At 70.7% G+C, this 16,273-nt stretch carries 13 protein-coding genes, 3 tRNA genes and 1 pseudogene; 16 read left to right on the top strand and 1 reads right to left on the bottom strand.

Going from position 1 to position 16,273, the window contains the following annotated elements:
* Window positions 1-34 precede the first annotated feature (34 nt).
* The 9 genes from crtI (at window position 35) to O7632_RS03315 (ending at window position 7,151) form a co-directional block, all read left to right on the top strand.
* A complete protein-coding gene (crtI, locus tag O7632_RS03355; RefSeq protein WP_278111331.1) occupies window positions 35-1,585 on the top strand; it encodes a phytoene desaturase family protein in 1,551 nt (516 codons plus the stop codon).
* A gap of 36 nt (window positions 1,586-1,621) precedes the next feature.
* Entirely contained in the window at window positions 1,622-2,227 is a 606-nt protein-coding gene (gene idi / locus O7632_RS03350) for an isopentenyl-diphosphate Delta-isomerase (RefSeq protein ID WP_278119795.1), read from the top strand.
* The gene (locus O7632_RS03345) at window positions 2,217-3,305 is read left to right on the top strand and encodes a MerR family transcriptional regulator (protein ID WP_278111329.1); all 1,089 of its coding nucleotides are present in this window, start codon (window positions 2,217-2,219) and stop codon (window positions 3,303-3,305) included. The genes idi and O7632_RS03345 overlap by 11 nt, the downstream gene beginning before the upstream one ends.
* Before the next feature lie 47 nt (window positions 3,306-3,352).
* Entirely contained in the window at window positions 3,353-4,300 is a 948-nt protein-coding gene (locus O7632_RS03340; protein ID WP_278111327.1) for a polysaccharide deacetylase family protein, read from the top strand.
* Between the two features lie 124 nt (window positions 4,301-4,424).
* Window positions 4,425-4,497, top strand: a tRNA-Glu gene (locus O7632_RS03335).
* A gap of 67 nt (window positions 4,498-4,564) precedes the next feature.
* Window positions 4,565-4,638, top strand: a tRNA-Asp gene (locus tag O7632_RS03330).
* Window positions 4,639-4,746: 108 nt separating this feature from the next.
* Window positions 4,747-4,820: transfer RNA gene (locus tag O7632_RS03325), tRNA-Phe, on the top strand.
* 206 nt (window positions 4,821-5,026) lie between these two features.
* Window positions 5,027-5,497, top strand: coding sequence for a hypothetical protein (locus O7632_RS03320; protein WP_278111325.1), 471 nt, complete (start codon window positions 5,027-5,029; stop codon window positions 5,495-5,497).
* A gap of 10 nt (window positions 5,498-5,507) precedes the next feature.
* Window positions 5,508-7,151 (top strand): cation acetate symporter, encoded by a 1,644-nt coding sequence (locus O7632_RS03315; RefSeq protein ID WP_278111323.1) that lies wholly within the window; start codon window positions 5,508-5,510, stop codon window positions 7,149-7,151.
* A gap of 144 nt (window positions 7,152-7,295) precedes the next feature.
* Here O7632_RS03315 and O7632_RS03310 read toward each other — a convergent pair whose 3' ends face one another.
* Window positions 7,296-8,537 (bottom strand): transposase, encoded by a 1,242-nt coding sequence (locus O7632_RS03310; protein WP_278111321.1) that lies wholly within the window; start codon window positions 8,535-8,537, stop codon window positions 7,296-7,298.
* 128 nt (window positions 8,538-8,665) lie between these two features.
* Here O7632_RS03310 and O7632_RS03305 point away from each other — a divergent pair, with 128 nt between their 5' ends.
* The 7 genes and pseudogenes from O7632_RS03305 to O7632_RS03275 all read left to right on the top strand — a co-directional run bounded on the left by O7632_RS03305 (window position 8,666) and on the right by O7632_RS03275 (window position 16,180).
* Window positions 8,666-9,469, top strand: coding sequence for an ABC transporter ATP-binding protein (locus O7632_RS03305; protein ID WP_278111319.1), 804 nt, complete (start codon window positions 8,666-8,668; stop codon window positions 9,467-9,469).
* Window positions 9,470-9,516: 47 nt separating this feature from the next.
* On the top strand, window positions 9,517-11,193 hold the full coding sequence (locus tag O7632_RS03300; protein ID WP_347403619.1) for an ABC transporter permease: 1,677 nt from the start codon (window positions 9,517-9,519) through the stop codon (window positions 11,191-11,193).
* Window positions 11,194-11,228: 35 nt separating this feature from the next.
* Window positions 11,229-11,825, top strand: a pseudogene (locus tag O7632_RS03295) (flavin reductase family protein); the annotation flags it as partial.
* Between the two features lie 161 nt (window positions 11,826-11,986).
* Window positions 11,987-12,973, top strand: coding sequence for a GDP-mannose 4,6-dehydratase (locus tag O7632_RS03290; protein WP_278111317.1), 987 nt, complete (start codon window positions 11,987-11,989; stop codon window positions 12,971-12,973).
* Between the two features lie 134 nt (window positions 12,974-13,107).
* On the top strand, window positions 13,108-14,484 hold the full coding sequence (locus O7632_RS03285; RefSeq protein WP_278111315.1) for an LCP family protein: 1,377 nt from the start codon (window positions 13,108-13,110) through the stop codon (window positions 14,482-14,484).
* Window positions 14,485-14,613: 129 nt separating this feature from the next.
* On the top strand, window positions 14,614-15,825 hold the full coding sequence (locus O7632_RS03280; protein WP_278111313.1) for an LCP family protein: 1,212 nt from the start codon (window positions 14,614-14,616) through the stop codon (window positions 15,823-15,825).
* A gap of 19 nt (window positions 15,826-15,844) precedes the next feature.
* Window positions 15,845-16,180: a rhodanese-like domain-containing protein gene (locus O7632_RS03275; RefSeq protein ID WP_278111311.1), complete on the top strand. Its 336-nt coding sequence runs from the start codon at window positions 15,845-15,847 to the stop codon at window positions 16,178-16,180.
* Window positions 16,181-16,273: the final 93 nt, after the last annotated feature.

The raw sequence follows: 16,273 nt of genomic DNA, 5'->3' as shown, positions 1-16,273 counted from the left end.
TTGTGCGCACTGCTCAAAAGGAGGTGGTCGCGGCATGCGGACCGTGAGCGGGGCGACCGAGCGGGTGATCGTCGTCGGAGCCGGACTGGGGGGCCTGGCCTGTGCCCTGCACCTCGCCGCCGCCGGACGGCAGGTCACCCTGCTGGAACGGGAAGCGGTGCCGGGCGGCCGGGCCGGCCGACGGTCCGTCGACGGCTACGAGTTCGACACCGGCCCGACCGTACTCACCATGCCGGAGCTGATCTCCGAGGCGCTCGACGCGGTCGGTGAGAACATCACCGACTGGCTGGAGCTGACCCCACTCGATCCGGCCTACCGCGCCTACTACCCGGACGGCTCCACCCTCGACGTGATCACCGACACCGCCCGGATGGCGGCCGAAGTGTCCCGGGTGTGCGGCCCCCGGGAAGCCGACGGCTACCTGCGGTTCGTCGACTACGCCCAGCGGCTGTGGCAGCTGGAACGCGCCGACTTCATCGACCGCAACCTCGACAGCCCCCGCGACCTGCTCACCGCCAACCTGCTGCGGCTGCTGGCCGGCGGCGCGTTCCGGCGCATGCAGAGCAAGATCGACCAGTTCTTCGCCGACCCCCGTACCCGGCGAATCTTCTCCTTCCAGGCCATGTACGCCGGGCTGGCACCCCACGACGCGCTGGCCATCTACACCGTCATCGCCTACCTGGACTCGGTCGCCGGAGTGTCGTTCCCCCGGGGCGGCATGCACGCCGTACCCCGGGCGCTCGCCGCCGCCGCCGAGAAACACGGCGTCCAGATCCGCTACGGCACGACAGTGACCCAGGTGGAGACCTCCGCCGGTCGGGCCCGCGCCGTACACACCGCCGACGGCGAACGCATCGCGGCGGATGTCGTCGTGCTCAACCCCGACCTGCCGATCGCCTACGCCGAACTGCTGCCGCCGACCCGACGCCGACGGTTGCGCTACTCGCCGTCCTGCGTCGTGCTGCACGTCGGCTCCCGGCAGGGCTACGACAGGATCGCCCACCACAACATCCACTTCGGCCGGTTGTGGAAGGGCACCTTCGACGAGGTAATCCGCCGGGGCGAGTTGATGTCCGACCCGTCGCTGCTGGTCACCAACCCCAGCCGGACCGATCCGTCGGTCGCGCCGGCCGGCGGGCACACCTACTACGTCCTGGCACCGGTCCCCAACCTCGACCGCGGCGACCTGGACTGGCGCGGGGACCTCCCCCAGCGGTACGCCGACGAGCTGATCGGCACCCTGGAGGAACGCGGCTACCGTGGCTTCGCCGACGGTGTCGAAGTCTGCGAGGTGGTCACCCCGGCCGACTGGGCCGACGCCGGGATGGCCGCCGGGACACCGTTCGCCGCCGCGCACAGCCTGTTCCAGACCGGACCGTTCCGCCCGGGAAACCTGCACCCCACCCTGGAGAACGTCGTCTTCGTCGGCTCCGGCACCCAGCCAGGGGTCGGCGTACCGATGGTGTTGATCTCTGGGAAGCTGGCCGCCGGCCGGATCACCGGGGGACCGGCGACGGACCGACGGACCGACGGCCGGTCGTTCGGCTGGCCGATCCGGCGACCGACCAGCTCAGGGAGCGTGTGATGGCGGAAAGCCTGTGATGGCGGGGAGCGCGTGATGATCGATTCGCGGGAGCACCACCTGGTCGAACTGGTCGACCCAGCCGGCCAGCCGATCGGGGCGATCACCGTCGCCGACGCCCATCAGCCCCCCGGCCAGCTGCACCGGGCGTTCTCGGTCCTCCTGGTCGACGCCGACGACCGGCTCCTGCTGCAACAGCGCGCGGCGGTCAAGACCCGCTTCCCGCTGCGCTGGGCCAACACCTGCTGCGGGCATCCCCAACCGGGACAGTCCATCACCGAAGCCGCCATCCGCCGCCTCGATGAGGAAGTGGGCATACCGCCGGTCGAGCTAACCGAGATCGGCGTCCACACCTACCACGCCACCGACCCGGTCACCGGACGGACCGAGTACGAGTACGACCACGTACTGCTCGGTCGGCTCGACCCGGACACCCCGCTACGCCCGGATCCCACCGAGGTCGCCGAACTGCGCTGGGTGCCCGCCGACCAGTTGCGCACCGGCCTGACCGACACCCCCGACACGTACGCGCCGTGGCTGGCCGGCGTCGCCGGCCAGTTCTTCGCCCTCCGTCAGGAAGGCCGGTTCTCCGCCCTGCGCCAGGAAGGCCAGGGCGCCGCCCCGGAGCGGTCGGGTGGGCGATGACGCGCTGAGCGCGGGCAGCGTGGCACGCCGGCTCGGCGTCGCCGTCACCACACTGCGGACCTGGCATCAGCGGTACGGGCTGGGGCCGACCCAGCACGTCAAAGGTCACCACCGTCGGTACAGCCAGGAAGACCTGGCCCGGCTGGAGGTGATGCGCCGGTTGACGGCAGACGGGGTCGCCCCGGCCGAAGCGGCCCGCTGGGCCCGGCGTGCGCCGTGGACGCGGAGCGCCGAGACCGCCGAGACCGGCGAGCCGACCGGGACAGACGTCAGCCGCGTCCCCGGCCCGGCGGGGGCCAGCCAAGCTTCCGGCCCGGCGGGGGTCGGCCAGGTTTCCAGCCCGGCGGGGGTCAGTCGCGCCGGGGGCGGGTTCACCATCGGCGTCGGCGCGGCCGGTCCGGTGGCCCGGGGGCTGGCCCGAGCCGCCGTACGGCTGGACAACGGCGCGATGCGGGACATCATCGAACGGGCGTTGCGGACCGACGGGGTCGTCGCCACCTGGGAACACGTACTGCGACCGGTGCTGGCCGGGTTGGGCGACCGGTACGCCGCGACCTCCGGTTTCATCGAGGTCGAGCACCTGCTGTCCCGCTGCGTCTCGGAGGCCTTCGCCACCGTCACCCGGCCGGCGACCAGTGGCGGCTCCCACCGTGGTGGGCCAGGGGTGCTGCTGGCCTGCGCCGACGAGGAACAGCACACCCTGCCGCTGGAGGCACTGGCGGCGGCGCTCACCGAAGCCGGGGTGGTGAGCCGCCTGCTCGGTGCCCGCGTACCGGCGGCGGCGCTGGTCGCGGCGACCGACCGGACCGGCCCGTCGGCGGTGGTCGTCTGGTCACATTCGGCCAGCACGGCCGATCCGGCCCAGCTGTCGGCCGTCCGTACGGGTCGGCACCGCCCGCTGTTGGTGTTGGCGACCGGCCCGGGGTGGACCGTCGACCAGCTGCCCGACGGGGTGGCCCACGCCGGGACACTGGCGAGCGCGGTGACCCTGTGCCAGGTGGCCGACCAGACGGTCGCCTCGGCCGATCCGGAGCCGGCGGGCGAAACGTGGGTCGATCCGCGAGCAATCCTCGGCTAGCGTGTGGGATCGCCCGCTCTGGCGTACCCCCTCTGCCCGGAGTCGAGATGTCGAAACGCACCGTGTTCGCGGCCGGTCTGACGGTGTTCGCCCTGCTGGTCGGCAGCGAGAGCATCGCCGCCGTCCGCGCCGCCCGGCAGACCCCACCGTCCTGGTCGGCCACGGCGGGTCTCGGGCCGGCACCGCAGCCGCCGCCGGAATCGGTGACCGACAACCCGGCCGCCGACCCGGCACCGAGCCCGCCGCCGGGTGTGACACCGACCCCGCCGCCCTCGGTCGACCCCGATCCGCCGCCCCGGCCGTCGGCCGCGCCGTCCGCCACCGGCTCCCCTGCGGGTGCCGCAGGCTCGCCCGGCGGGTCGCCGAGTGCCGCCCCTCGGCCCACCGTCGACCCGCGCCTGCTGCAACGGCTGACCGGCAGCTCACGGGTCGCGGTGACGTTCGACGACGGGCCGCACCCGACGTGGACCCCGCAGATCCTCGACCAACTGCGGGCGGCCCAGGTCAAGGCGATGTTCTGCCTGGTCGGCACCGAGGTCCGGCGACATCCGGCGCTGGTGGCCCGGATCGTGCGGGAGGGACACACCCTGTGCAACCACAGCTGGGGCCACGAACTCGATCTCGGGCTGCGGCCCGAGACGGAGATCCGGGCCAACCTGCTGCGGACCAACAAGGAAATCCGACGGGTGGTCCCCGGCGTGCCGATCGGGCACTTCCGGCACCCCGGCGGGGCGTGGACGCCGACGGCCGTGGCGGTCGCCAACGACCTGGGCATGGTCGCCCTCGACTGGGACGTCGACCCCCGCGACTGGGACAAGCCGACCCACGACGAGATCGTCGACCGGATTCAGACGAAGTCCCGCCCCGGCTCGATCGTCCTGCTGCACGACGGCGGTGGCGACCGGTCCGCGACGGTGGCCGCCTGCCCCGCCGTACTGGCCGAACTGAGGCAGCGGTACGGGATCACACTGCTCGGTGCTAGCCTTTCCCCCTGATCCTTCCAGCCCCTCGATCTGGTTTGGTCCGAGGCGTACGCGTCACGTATGCTTTCGCAAGCTTCCGGCGGGGCCGGATGGGAGCACGACCGTCAGAGTCGCCATGTGCGATGATGATGGGGCCGCCCTCATCGTCTAGCGGCCCAGGACGCCGCCCTTTCAAGGCGGTAGCACGGGTTCGAATCCCGTTGGGGGCACGACCGGCTCAGGCCGGGGCAAGACTGGTCGACGCCGGAGTTCCGGTGCCAGGCCAGAGCGACACGAGGTCCTGTGGAGCAGTTGGAGTGCTCGCCGCCCTGTCAAGGCGGAGGTCGCGGGTTCAAGTCCCGTCAGGACCGCGCAACGCCGATCGCCGTGCGTTTCGACGCGCGGCGTTGCGTTTTCCGGGGCCATGGCCACCGGTCGGTGGCATCGGTCACCGGACGGGTACCATGACCCGAGTGCCCGGCCAGGTAGCTCAGTTGGTACGAGCGTCCGACTGAAAATCGGAAGGTCGGCGGTTCGACCCCGCCCCTGGCCACAAAGCCTCTCGCCGGGCTTCAGCAGCGCCCAATCGCCTCCTGCGGTTGGGCGCTTCGCTGTCGATGCGGTTGGGCGCTTCGCTGTCGAGCCGGGGTCGGACATGCTCCCCGGTCAGATCCGGCGGTGTGGGGCGTCGAGGCACAGATCGGGCCGCGACGGCGTACCGATGCTTGACAATCAGCGGCGGGCGGTGAGACTGCCGGCATGGCCGAAACCGACGACGCGGGCAACGCCACGCCCGACGGCGCCGGCCAGCCACACCCGACAGCGGGACCGGGATCGGGACCGGGACCCGCACCGCCCGCCCAGCCACCCCAGCGGGTCCGGGTCGTGCTGGCCGACACCCGGCGACGCGGCGACCCCGACCGGCTCCGCGCCGACCTCGCCGAACAAACCCAGATCGGCGAAACGCTGATCCGTGGCCTGGTCCGGGCCCAACTCGCGCTGGCGCTACGGCTGGCGGTCGTCGTCGCGATCGGACTCGGCGCCCTGCCGCTGCTGTTCGCCGTCGCCCCGGCGGTCGGCACCATGAAGCTGGCCGGCGTCAACCTGCCCTGGCTGCTGCTCGGCGTCGGCGCGTTCCCGTTCCTCGTCGCGGTCGGGATCGCCTACGTCCACCTGGCCGAACGCAACGAACAGGACTTCACCGCCCTGGTCCGCCGGCCGGAACGCTGAGGCACGACCGGTGGCCAACCCGTACGTGATCCCGGCGCTGGTGGCGGTCACCCTGGTGACCGTCGCGATCGGCTTCTACGGTCTCAAACTGGCCCGGACCACCTCGGACTTCCTGGTCGCCTCCCGTACGGTCAGCCCGGCCTGGAACGCGGCGGCGATCGGCGGCGAATACCTGTCCGCCGCGTCGTTCCTCGGCATCGCCGGGCTGATCCTCAAGTACGGCGTCGACGTGCTCTGGTATCCGGTCGGATTCGCCGCCGGCTACCTGGCGTTGCTGCTGTTCGTGGCGGCGCCGCTGCGCCGCTCCGGTGCGTTCACCCTGCCCGACTTCTGCGAGATCCGGCTCGGCTCGCGCCGGCTGCGCCAACTGGCCACCGTGTTCGTCATCTTCATCGGCTGGTTCTATCTGCTGCCACAGTTGCAGGGGGCCGGCCTGACCCTGGCCACGGTCACCGGGGCGCCGTACCCGCTGGGGGCGCTGCTGGTCGGCGGGGTGGTGACCGCGAACGTGGCGCTCGGCGGCATGCGGGCGGTCACCTTCGTGCAGGCCTTCCAGTATTGGCTGAAGTTGACCGCGCTCGCCGTACCAGCGATCTTCCTGGCCCTGCAGTGGCAGGCCGACGGCCGACCGCCGGTCACCCCACCGGACGGATTGACCTTCACCCAGGCCACCACCGTCGTGGTCGAGCAGCCCGCGACCCTCACCTACCTCGACGGCCGCACCGAGCAGGTCGACCCGGGTACGGAGGTGAGCTTCGCCGCCGGTGACGAGGTGCCCGAGGTGTCCGGCGTCGACGCCAACCGTGGGCTCTCGTGGCTGTTCCCCGGCGACCCCGAGCACGGCGACCAGGGCCTGTTCGCCACGTACTCGCTGATCCTGGCGACCTTCCTCGGCACCATGGGGCTGCCGCACGTACTGGTGCGGTTCTACACCAACCCGGACGGTGCCGCCGCCCGCCGGACCACCCTGGTGGTGCTCGCCCTGGTCGGCACGTTCTACCTGTTCCCCACCCTGTACGGGGTGCTCGGCCGGATCTACACCCCGCAGCTGCTGATGACCGGCCGCTCCGACGCCGTGGTGGTGCTGCTGCCGGAGGCCGCGCTCGGCGGCGGACTGCTCGGCCAACTGCTCGCCGCGCTGGTCGCCGCCGGGGCGTTCGCCGCGTTTCTCTCCACCTCCTCCGGGTTGCTGACCAGCGTCGCCGGGGCGGTCTCGACCGACGTGCTGAAAAGCGGCTCCGTGTCGGGTTTCCGGTTGGCCGCGCTGGTCGCCGGCCTGGTGCCGATGGTGCTCGCGTTGAACGTCTCCGGCCTGGACGTCTCGCAGGTCGTCGGGCTGGCGTTCGCGGTGGCGGCGTCGAGCTTCTGCCCGTTGCTTGTGCTCGGCATCTGGTGGCGGGGTCTGACCGACGCCGGCGCGGCGGCCGGGATCGTCGTCGGTGGCGGTGCGGCGGTCGGCGCGGTGCTGTGCACCGTACTCGGTCCGCCGTTGACCGGCTGGCCGGCTGCGCTGGTCGCGCAACCGGCGGCGTGGACCGTACCGTTGGCGTTCGCGGTGATGGTGCTGGTCTCGGCGGTGACCCGCCGACGGCTGCCGAACCAGCTCAACGCCACCATGCTGCGGCTGCACGCGCCGGAGAGCCTGCGACTCTAGGCACGCGGCGTCAGGTACGTGTCGGGCGCGTCCTGCTCTAGTGTGTCGTGCCTTCGCGCGTCGTGCCTCCTGCCGTCGTCCCTCGTGCCCCAGGTACGAGGGACGGATCGTTCCTGCGCCCGAGCGGAACCTGGCCGGCTGTGGTTACCGTCGGGTCTTGACAATCCTCCCCGCCCTAACCGACGGGGATTCCCTGGGTCGCCCCAGGGGTTCCTGCTTCACCGACGACCGCCCCGTCCGAGAGGAGAACTCCCGGTGAGGTCTTACACCGCCTCCACAGGCAATCACGGAGAGCCCCTCCGCGAGAAGGTTGCGGGCCGCGTTCACGTCCCGGTCGTGGGTCCGCCCGCACCGGCACGTCCACGACCGGACCGCCAACGGCAGGTGTTGCGCGAGGGCGCCACAGGCCGAGCACAGTCGGGTCGACGGGAACCAGCGGTCCACGACCACCAGGTCCCGGCCGTACCAGTCGGCCTTGTAGGCCAGCATGGTCCGGAACTGCCGCCAACCCGCGTCGGAGATGGCGCGGGCCAGCGAGTGGTTGGCCACCATGTTACGGACGGCCAGGTCCTCGATCACGATCGTTTGGGTGTCACGAACGAGCCGAGTGGTCAGCTTGTGCAGGTGGTCGCGGCGGCGGTCGGCGATCCGGGCATGCACCCGGGCCACCGCCAGCCGGGCCTTGGCCCGGTTCGCCGAGCCTTTGGCCTTACGGGCGAGGTTGCGTTGGGCGCGGGCCAGCCGCTGGCGGTCGCGGCGTTCGTGCCTCGGGTTGGCGATCTTCTCCCCGGTCGACAGGGTGAACAGGCTGTCGAGACCGGCGTCGACCCCCACCACGGCAGTGGAGGCCGACACCTGCTCGATCCGGTCGTCGCAGAGCAGGGAGACGTACCAGCGGCCCGCCGGGTCCTGCGACACGGTCACCGTCGACGGCACCGCACCCTCCGGCAACGGACGCGACCACACGATGTCCAACGGTGCGGTCATCTTCGCCAGGGTGAGGCGGCCGTCGCGCCACCGGAACGCGCTGGCGGTGTACTCCGCAGACCGCCGCGACCGTTTCCTCGACTTGAACGACGGATACCGGGCCCGTTTCGCCCAGAAGTTGGTGAACGCGGTCTGCAGATGCCGCAGCGCCTGCTGCAGAGGGACGCAGGAGACGTCGTTGAGGAACGCGAGTTCGTCGGTCTTCTTCCACCCGGTGAGCATCGCCGACGTGGCGTTGTAGGTGACCCGTTCCTGGCGTTGCGTCCAGGCCTCGGTGCGCGCGGCCAGGGCCTTGTTGTAGACCAGCCGGACACAGCCGAACGTCCGGGCGAGCTCGGCGGCTTGCTCCGGGGTGGGGTGGAAGCGGTACTTGAACGCCCGCTTCACGGTCCTGGACACAGTCCACAGTCTAACGATCCGGTCGTGAGCCGTGGGGATGCGGGTGGATCGGCTTTCCCTGTCCTGCCCCGCAGGGGGTTCCGTTTCCTCCCCGGCCTGAAGGCCGGAGTATCCACGGAAGGAATCCGATGACCGATGCCCCGCAGGCTCCTCGTACGCAGGCCGATGCCCAGCAGGTCCACCAGCCGCAGGCACTGACCCTGCGGGGACTCGCCAAACGGTTCGATTCGAAGATCGCCGTCGCCGGGGTGAACCTGGACGTACCGGTCGGATCGTTCTACGGCCTGCTCGGTCCCAACGGTGCCGGCAAGACCACCACCTTGTCGATGACGGTCGGCCTGCTCCGGCCGGACGCCGGCACCGCACACGTACTCGGCCACGACGTCTGGGCCGACCCGGTCCGGGCCAAGGCGCTGCTCGGGGTTCTACCCGACGGGGTACGGCTGTTCGACCGGCTCACCGGCGCGGAACTGCTCGCCTATCACGGGCTGCTCCGGGGCATGGATCCCGCCGTGGTGGACCAACGCGCGGCCGAGCTACTCGACGTGCTGGCGCTGCGTGACTCCGGGCGCACCCTGGTCGTCGACTATTCGGCCGGGATGAAGAAGAAGATCGGACTGGCCTGCGCGCTGCTACACGGGCCACGGCTGCTGGTGCTCGACGAACCGTTCGAGGCCGTCGACCCGGTTTCGGCCGCGCTGATCCGCGACATCCTGCAGCGGTACGTCTCCGGTGGCGGGACGGTGATCTTCTCCAGCCACGTCATGGACGTGGTCGAACGGCTCTGCAGCCACGTAGCGATCCTCGCCGACGGGGTGATCAAGCGGGTCGGCACGCTCGACGACGTACGCTCGGGTCGGTCGCTGGAAGAGGTGTTCGTCGAGGTCGTCGGCGGTCGGACCGCCACCGGCGAGGAGCTGGCATGGCTGTGAGTCCGCACCCGGCAGGACCGTCGGCGCCGTCTGCGGCGCCGGCCGCAGTGCCGTCAGTGTCCGGACGGCCGGTGTCCGCGCGGCATTTCGTCCGGCTCAAGTTGCGGGTGATGGGCAACAACCTGCGCGGCCAGGGCTGGCGGATCACTATGTACGTCGGCGGCATCATCGCCGGCCTGTGGCTGGCCGCCAACGGTTTCCTCATCTCCGCCGCACCCGGCTTCGTCGGCAGCGAACAGGGCTTCGTGCTGGTCAGCGGATTCGGTGGCGGGCTGCTGGTGCTCGGCTGGCTGCTGCTTCCGCTGGTGTTCTTCGGCGTCGACGAAACCCTCGACCCGGCCCGCTTCGCGCTGCTGCCGATCGGCCGCCGGACCCTGGTCACCGGACTGCTGGCCGCCGCGCTGGTCGGAGTGCCGACCGCCGCCGTGCTACTGGCGACGTTGGGCCTGGTGGTGTCGGCGACGGTACTGGGCGGTGTGCTGGCCGGCGCTGTCCAGCTGGTGGGGGTCTCCGCCGGGCTTGTCCTCGGCGTGGCGGCCAGCCGGGCGATCACCAGCGCGTTCGCCGGCATGCTCCGCTCGCGGCGGGTCCGCGACCTGGCCGCGGTGCTACTGGCCGTCCTGGCCGCGCTGATCGGCCCCCTGCAGCTGCTGGTCATCGGCCGGCTGGAGGGCGCGGACTGGGGTCGGCTGGCGCAGCTGGCCGAGATCGTCGGGTGGACGCCGCTGGCCGCGCCGTACAGTCTCGGCGTCGACGTCGTCGAGGGACGGATCTGGGCCGTACCGCTGAAGCTGGCGATCACCGCCGCCACCATCGCCGGACTGCTCTGGTGGTGGTCCCGGTCGCTGGAGTCGGCGATGGTCGGCACCGCGAACAGCGGACCGGCGAAGGCGGAACGTGGCGAACTGGGTGCGCCGGTCTCCCAACTGTTTCCCCGGCCGCTGCGCTGGCTCGGTCGGGACCGCTACGGCGCCCTGGTCGCCCGGGAGACGCTTTACTGGTGGCGGGACATGCGCCGACGGGCCAACCTGATCACCACCGCGGTGGTCGGCGTGTTCGTGCCGGTGATCCTCAACGTCGGTACGGCGAGCATGGTCGCCGGCGGATCCGGGGTCGAGGTCTCCACCGGGGCGTCCGGTTCGGCGACCACTCTCGGCCTCTCCATGCTCTTCGTCGGGGCACTGGCCGCCGCGACCCTGGCCAACCAGTTCGGTTTCGACGGCAGCGCGTACGCGGCCAACGTCGTCGCCGGGGTACCCGGGCGGCTGGAGTTGCGGGCCCGGTTGGTCGGGTTCTCCATTTACATCGTGCCGATGCTGGCGGTGATCTCGGTGGCGCTCGGGCTGTTCCTCGGCCGGCCGGGCTGGATCACGGTAGCGGCCGGGACGCTGTTCGCCGCGTACGGCACCGGTCTGGCGGTGAACCTGATCGTCTCGGTGATCGGCGCGTACTCGCTACCGGAGACGTCCAACCCGTTCGCGCTCAACACTGGTGCGGGGATGGCCAAGAGCCTTCTCGTGTTCGCCTCGATGATCGCGGCGGCAGCGGCGGCGGTGCCGATGGTGGTGGCGACCGCACTGCTCGGTGACGTCTGGCGCTGGCTGGCGCTGCCGGTCGGTGTCGGGTACGGCTTCGGCGCGGCGCTGCTCGGCCTGCACATCACCGGGGACCTGCTCGACAGGCGGATGCCGGAGCTGCTGGCGACAGTGACGCCGCGCCGCTAGCCACCGCCAGCCAATCCGACAACCGTCTGTCCTCGGGCACTATGTTTCACGTGAATCATCCCGAGCCCGGCGCCGAGATCCACCACAGCGACCCGTTTGCCACCCCAGAGCAGGAACGTTCGCCCGCACGTCGACTCCGGGGCCGGCTGGCCACCGCGGTCACCCTCTGGACCGCTGGCGGCGGCCGGCCGGACCAGGCCGCCGGCACCAACGAGCCGAATGGCGCGGTCGCGCCGCCGGCCGGCCTCACCGTCTCCTCGACGGTGCTCGCGGACGGCGACCCGCCACGGCTACTCGGCCTGCTGGACGGGGAGTCGCAGTTGCTGGAGGTGATCGAGGAGTCGGGTCGGTTCGCGGTGGCGCCACTCGGTCCGGGCCACCGGCAGCTGGCCGACCGCTTCGCCGGACTGATGCCGGCCCCGGGCGGCCTGTTCGCGGGGATCGACTGGCAGATCACCGAGTACGGTCCGGTGCTGCCGGTAGCGGCGGCGTGGGCCGGTGCCCGGGTGGACGTCGTCCGGCCGTACGGCTGGGGGATGTTGGTCGAGGCGACCGTGGAGCAAATCTCGATTGGCGACGGCACTGACGCTCCGCTGATCCACTACCGGGGGCGGTACCGGGAGCTCGGCTGATCCCGGCGCGGCACGGCAGACACCCGGGCGCGGCCGACGGCGACCGCCCCACGAACAGCGCCGTACGGGACGCGACGGGACACACACCGAGTGGTGTGGAGCATGCCGTACCCGGGTGGCAACCGCAGTCCAGGTACCTCCCTACCACTAGGCTCAGTGACATGCTGCCTGTTCCCCGATTCGGCGACGGTCACCGCGTGCTGGTCACCGGTGGTGCGGGATTCGTCGGCTCCCACCTGGTCGACCGGCTGGTAGCGCGCGGTTGCGCGGTGGTGGCGGTGGACAACTTCGTCACCGGGTCGAAGGAGAACGTGGCTCATTTGTCCGACGAGTCGCGCTTCACGTTGGTCGAGGCGGATGTCTCCGACGGCTTGCCACATCACCACCCGGCCATCCAGCAGCGGTTCGACGCGGTCATGCACCTGGCGTCACCGGCCAGTCCGACGGACTTCGCCGGGCTGCCGATCGAGATCCTGCGGGTCGGCTCGCTGGGGACGCTGCACCTGCTGGATCGCGCGGTGGCCGACCAGGCCCGGTTCATCATGGCCTCCACCTCGGAGGCGTACGGCGATCCGTTGGTGCATCCGCAGCCGGAGAGCTATTGGGGCAACGTCAATCCGATCGGTGTCCGGAGCGTCTACGACGAAGGCAAGCGGTTCTCCGAGTCCGCGACGATGGCCTATCACCGCTACCGGGCGCTCGACGCCGGCATCGTCCGGATCTTCAACACGTACGGGCCCCGGATGCGGCCGGACGACGGTCGCGCCGTTCCCACCTTCATCAGCCAGGCGCTGCGTGGTGAGCCGATCACCGTGCACGGTACCGGGGCGCAGACCCGGTCCATCTGTTACGTCGAGGATCTGGTCACCGGGATCGTCGCGTTGCTCGATTCGACCGAGACCGGGCCGATCAACTGTGGCACCGAGCACGAGCTCTCCATGCGCGACCTCGCCCAGTTGGTCATCGACCTGGTGGGCAGTTCCTCGACGATCGACTTCGTGACCCGGTCCTCGGACGACCCGGAGATGCGCCGACCCGATCTGACCCTAGCCCGGACCCGGCTGGGCTATCACCCCACCGTCGGACCCGAGGACGGGTTGCGCCGCACCATCGCCTACTTCCGGCATCGGCTCGGCGGGCCGGGCTGAGCCTGCGGGCAGACCTGAGTCTGCGGGCCGGGCTGATCCGACGGCCGGGCTGGCCGAATCCGCGTCTCCCCGGATCGGGCCAACCGGCGCGCCGACGCTGTGGTCCACGAGCGCGCGATACGTACGCTGGAGGCATGTCACTCAGCAGCCCCTACGGTGCACGCCCCGCCGACGGCTCGGTGTTCGGCCAGGGTCGCCCCGCGCAGCGCCGGTCCGACGGCTCGTCGGTCGGCTCGTCCGCCGGTCGGGCCCGGGTACCCGGATCGGCCGGGGATCAGGGCGGCTACGGACCGAGCGGACGTCCGGGCGGGCACGGCGTGAGCGGGCACGGCGTGAGCGGGCACCCGCACGAATCCGCAGGGGCGGCCAGCGGTCGGTACCGCGCGGGCCGGGCAGCGGCCGCTGGCGGTTACCGGACGGCGGGCGGCCCGGGTGGCCCGGGTGGGCGCGGTCCCGGTGGTTACGGCACGGGCGGCGGCGAGTACGGTCGGTCGCCCCGTCGGGTCCGCCCCCGGTGGGGCCGGATCGCGCTGGTCGGTGTGGCGGCGCTGCTGGTGCTGGCGCTGCTGGCTGGCGGTGGGCTGTGGGCGTACGCCCGAGGACTCGACCAGGATCTCGGCCGTACGGACCCCTTCTCGGCGATCACCGAGGGTCGGCCGCCGAATTCGGTCGACGGCGCGCTCAACATCCTGATGATCGGCACGGACTCTCGGGATCCGGACGCGCCGCTGGACCAGGCGGGGAAGTGGCGGGCGGACACCATCATCCTGATGCACATTCCGTCGACGCACGATCGCGCGTACCTGGTCTCCATTCCGCGTGACCTGTACGTACCGATCCCGGCCGACGCGTCGGCCGGGTGCGAGACCGGGCAGCGGGCGAAGGTCAACGCCGCGTTCGCTTTCGGCGGCATGCCGCTGGCGGTACGGACGGTCGAATGCTTCACCGATGTCCGGATCAATCATGTCATGGCCATCGATTTTGGCGGATTCGTCGAGGTGACCGATGCGCTCGGTGGCGTCGATCTCACCGTCGAGCAGGACACGACCTCGATCCACAAACCGTTCCGGCAATTCAGCGCGGGCGTCAACCACATGAATGGCGAGGAAGCGCTGGACTGGATCCGGCAGCGCAAGCAGTTCCCGGACGGTGACTTCGCCCGCATGCGCCACCAGCAGGAGTTCCTCCGCGCGCTGATGGACAAGGCTGTGAGCTCTGGCACATTGTCGAACCCCGCCAAGCTCAACTCGTTTCTCAAGGCAACGACCAAGGCGGTCACCGTCGACGAGGACTTCTCGTTGGTGGACATGGCGATCCAGTTCCGCAAGCTGCGGGGCGAGAACCTGCACTTCATGACCAGCCCGCACAACGGGAGCGAGACGATCAACGGAGAGTCGGTGGTCGTGTCCGACCGGGAGAAGGCGCTGTCCATGTACCAGGCGATCGCGGCGGATCAGATGACCGCGTGGGTGCAGGCCAATGTGACACCGAGCCCGGGTGCCGGTGACTGACTGACGTACTTCCTTCCCGCTGAGTGACCACCGCGAGCCGATACACATCCGAAACCCCGGCGGCATCGCATAATCCATCGAAGGTCCGTATAGTGGGCACGCCTTATTGTCACGCCCCCAGGAGCAGGCATGCCGGTTCAGACCCGCCGACGCACGACGTCGATCGAGTCGGCGAACCCGCACGCGGCTCGCGGCGGATCCGGACGGCGGCCAGGTGGTCGCGGCCGTTCCAGCGGACCGGCCAGCAAGCGGACTCGCCGCAAGGACCCGGGCTGGGCCCGGGCGATGGTGATCATGGGCGCCGTGCTGATGATGCTCAGCGGCACCACGATCGTCGGCAGCAAATGGTTGATCGACCAGGCCACCGGCAACATCGATCAGGCGAACCTGCTCGGCGTGGCCGGCAAGACCGACGCCGAGGGCGGTGACAGCCTCGAAGGCCCGATCGACCTGCTGCTGCTCGGCATCGACCACCGCGGCAGCTGGGCGGAGTCCGACACCCGGGCCGACACGATCATCATCCTGCACATCCCGGCCACCCACGACCAGGCGTACCTGATCTCGATCCCCAGGGACACCGAGGTCCAGGTGCCGGCCTTCCCGGCCAGCGGCTTCAGCGGCGGCACCGCCAAGGCCACCGAGGCGTTCTTTCACGGCGCACAGAACGGTGCCGGTCACGCCGGGGGAGCCCAACTGATGGCCGAGACCATCAAGGGCATGACCGGGATCAGCTTCGACGGGGCCGCGATCATCAACTTCAGCGGCTTCCGGGCGGTCATCGACAGCCTCGGCAGCATCCCGATCTGCGTCGACGCGGACACCCCGTCGGCCCACATGACCCTGGTCGACGGCAAGCCCATGTGGAACAGCGACGCCGACAAGGTCAGTGGGGACAAGCAGCAGGTGGTGCACGAGAAGGGCTGCCGCCAGATGGAAGGCTGGGAGGCGCTGGACTTCTCCCGGCAGCGGTACGGGCTGGAAAACGGTGACTACGACCGGCAGAAGAACCAGCAGAAGCTGCTCAAGGGGATGGCCAAGAAGGCCATGGCCGACGGCGTGATGACCAACCCGCTGAAGCTGCGTGAGCTGATGGAGGCCGCCGGTAAGGCGTTCGTGCTGGACACCGGCGGAGTTCCGGTCGCCGACTTCGTCTTCACCCTGCGCGGGGTGGCCGCCAACGACCTCGTCATGTTGCGGACCAACGGCGGTAGCTTCAACGGCAACGGCCAGGGTCGGGAAGAACTCGACGAGCTCAGCCGGGACATGTTCCGGGCCGTGAAGGACGACAACCTCGCCGAGTTCATCCTCGCCAACCCGACCGTACTCGCCGGACAGCAGTAGCCGGCAATAGGCTGGACCCATGTACGGACCACCGATCCCCACGGTCGAGGCAACCGACGTCGGCGACGACGCCTACCTACTCGACGTCCGCGAGCCCGACGAGTGGGTCGCCGGGCACGCGCCCGGTGCTCACCATCTGCCGATGATGGAGGTTCCGGCGCGGCTCGCCGAGATCCCGCAGGACGGTGACGTGGTGGTCGTGTGCCGCTCCGGCGGCCGGTCCGGGCAGGTCGTGGCCTACCTGACGCAGCACGGTTGGGACAACGTCCGCAACCTGGCCGGCGGCATGCAGGACTGGGCGGCGTCCGGGCGGCCGATGACGAGCGAAACCGGAGCGCCACCGCTGGTGCGATAGCCGACCGTCCCGCCTGCCGGTGATCGGATGGCGGCCGGTGATCGGATGGCGGCCGGTGATCGGATGGCGGCCGGTGATCGGATGGCGGCGGAC

Source organism: Solwaraspora sp. WMMD406 (assembly GCF_029626025.1).
GTDB lineage: Bacteria > Actinomycetota > Actinomycetes > Mycobacteriales > Micromonosporaceae > Micromonospora_E.
This window is presented reverse-complemented; position numbering and strand designations above follow the sequence as displayed.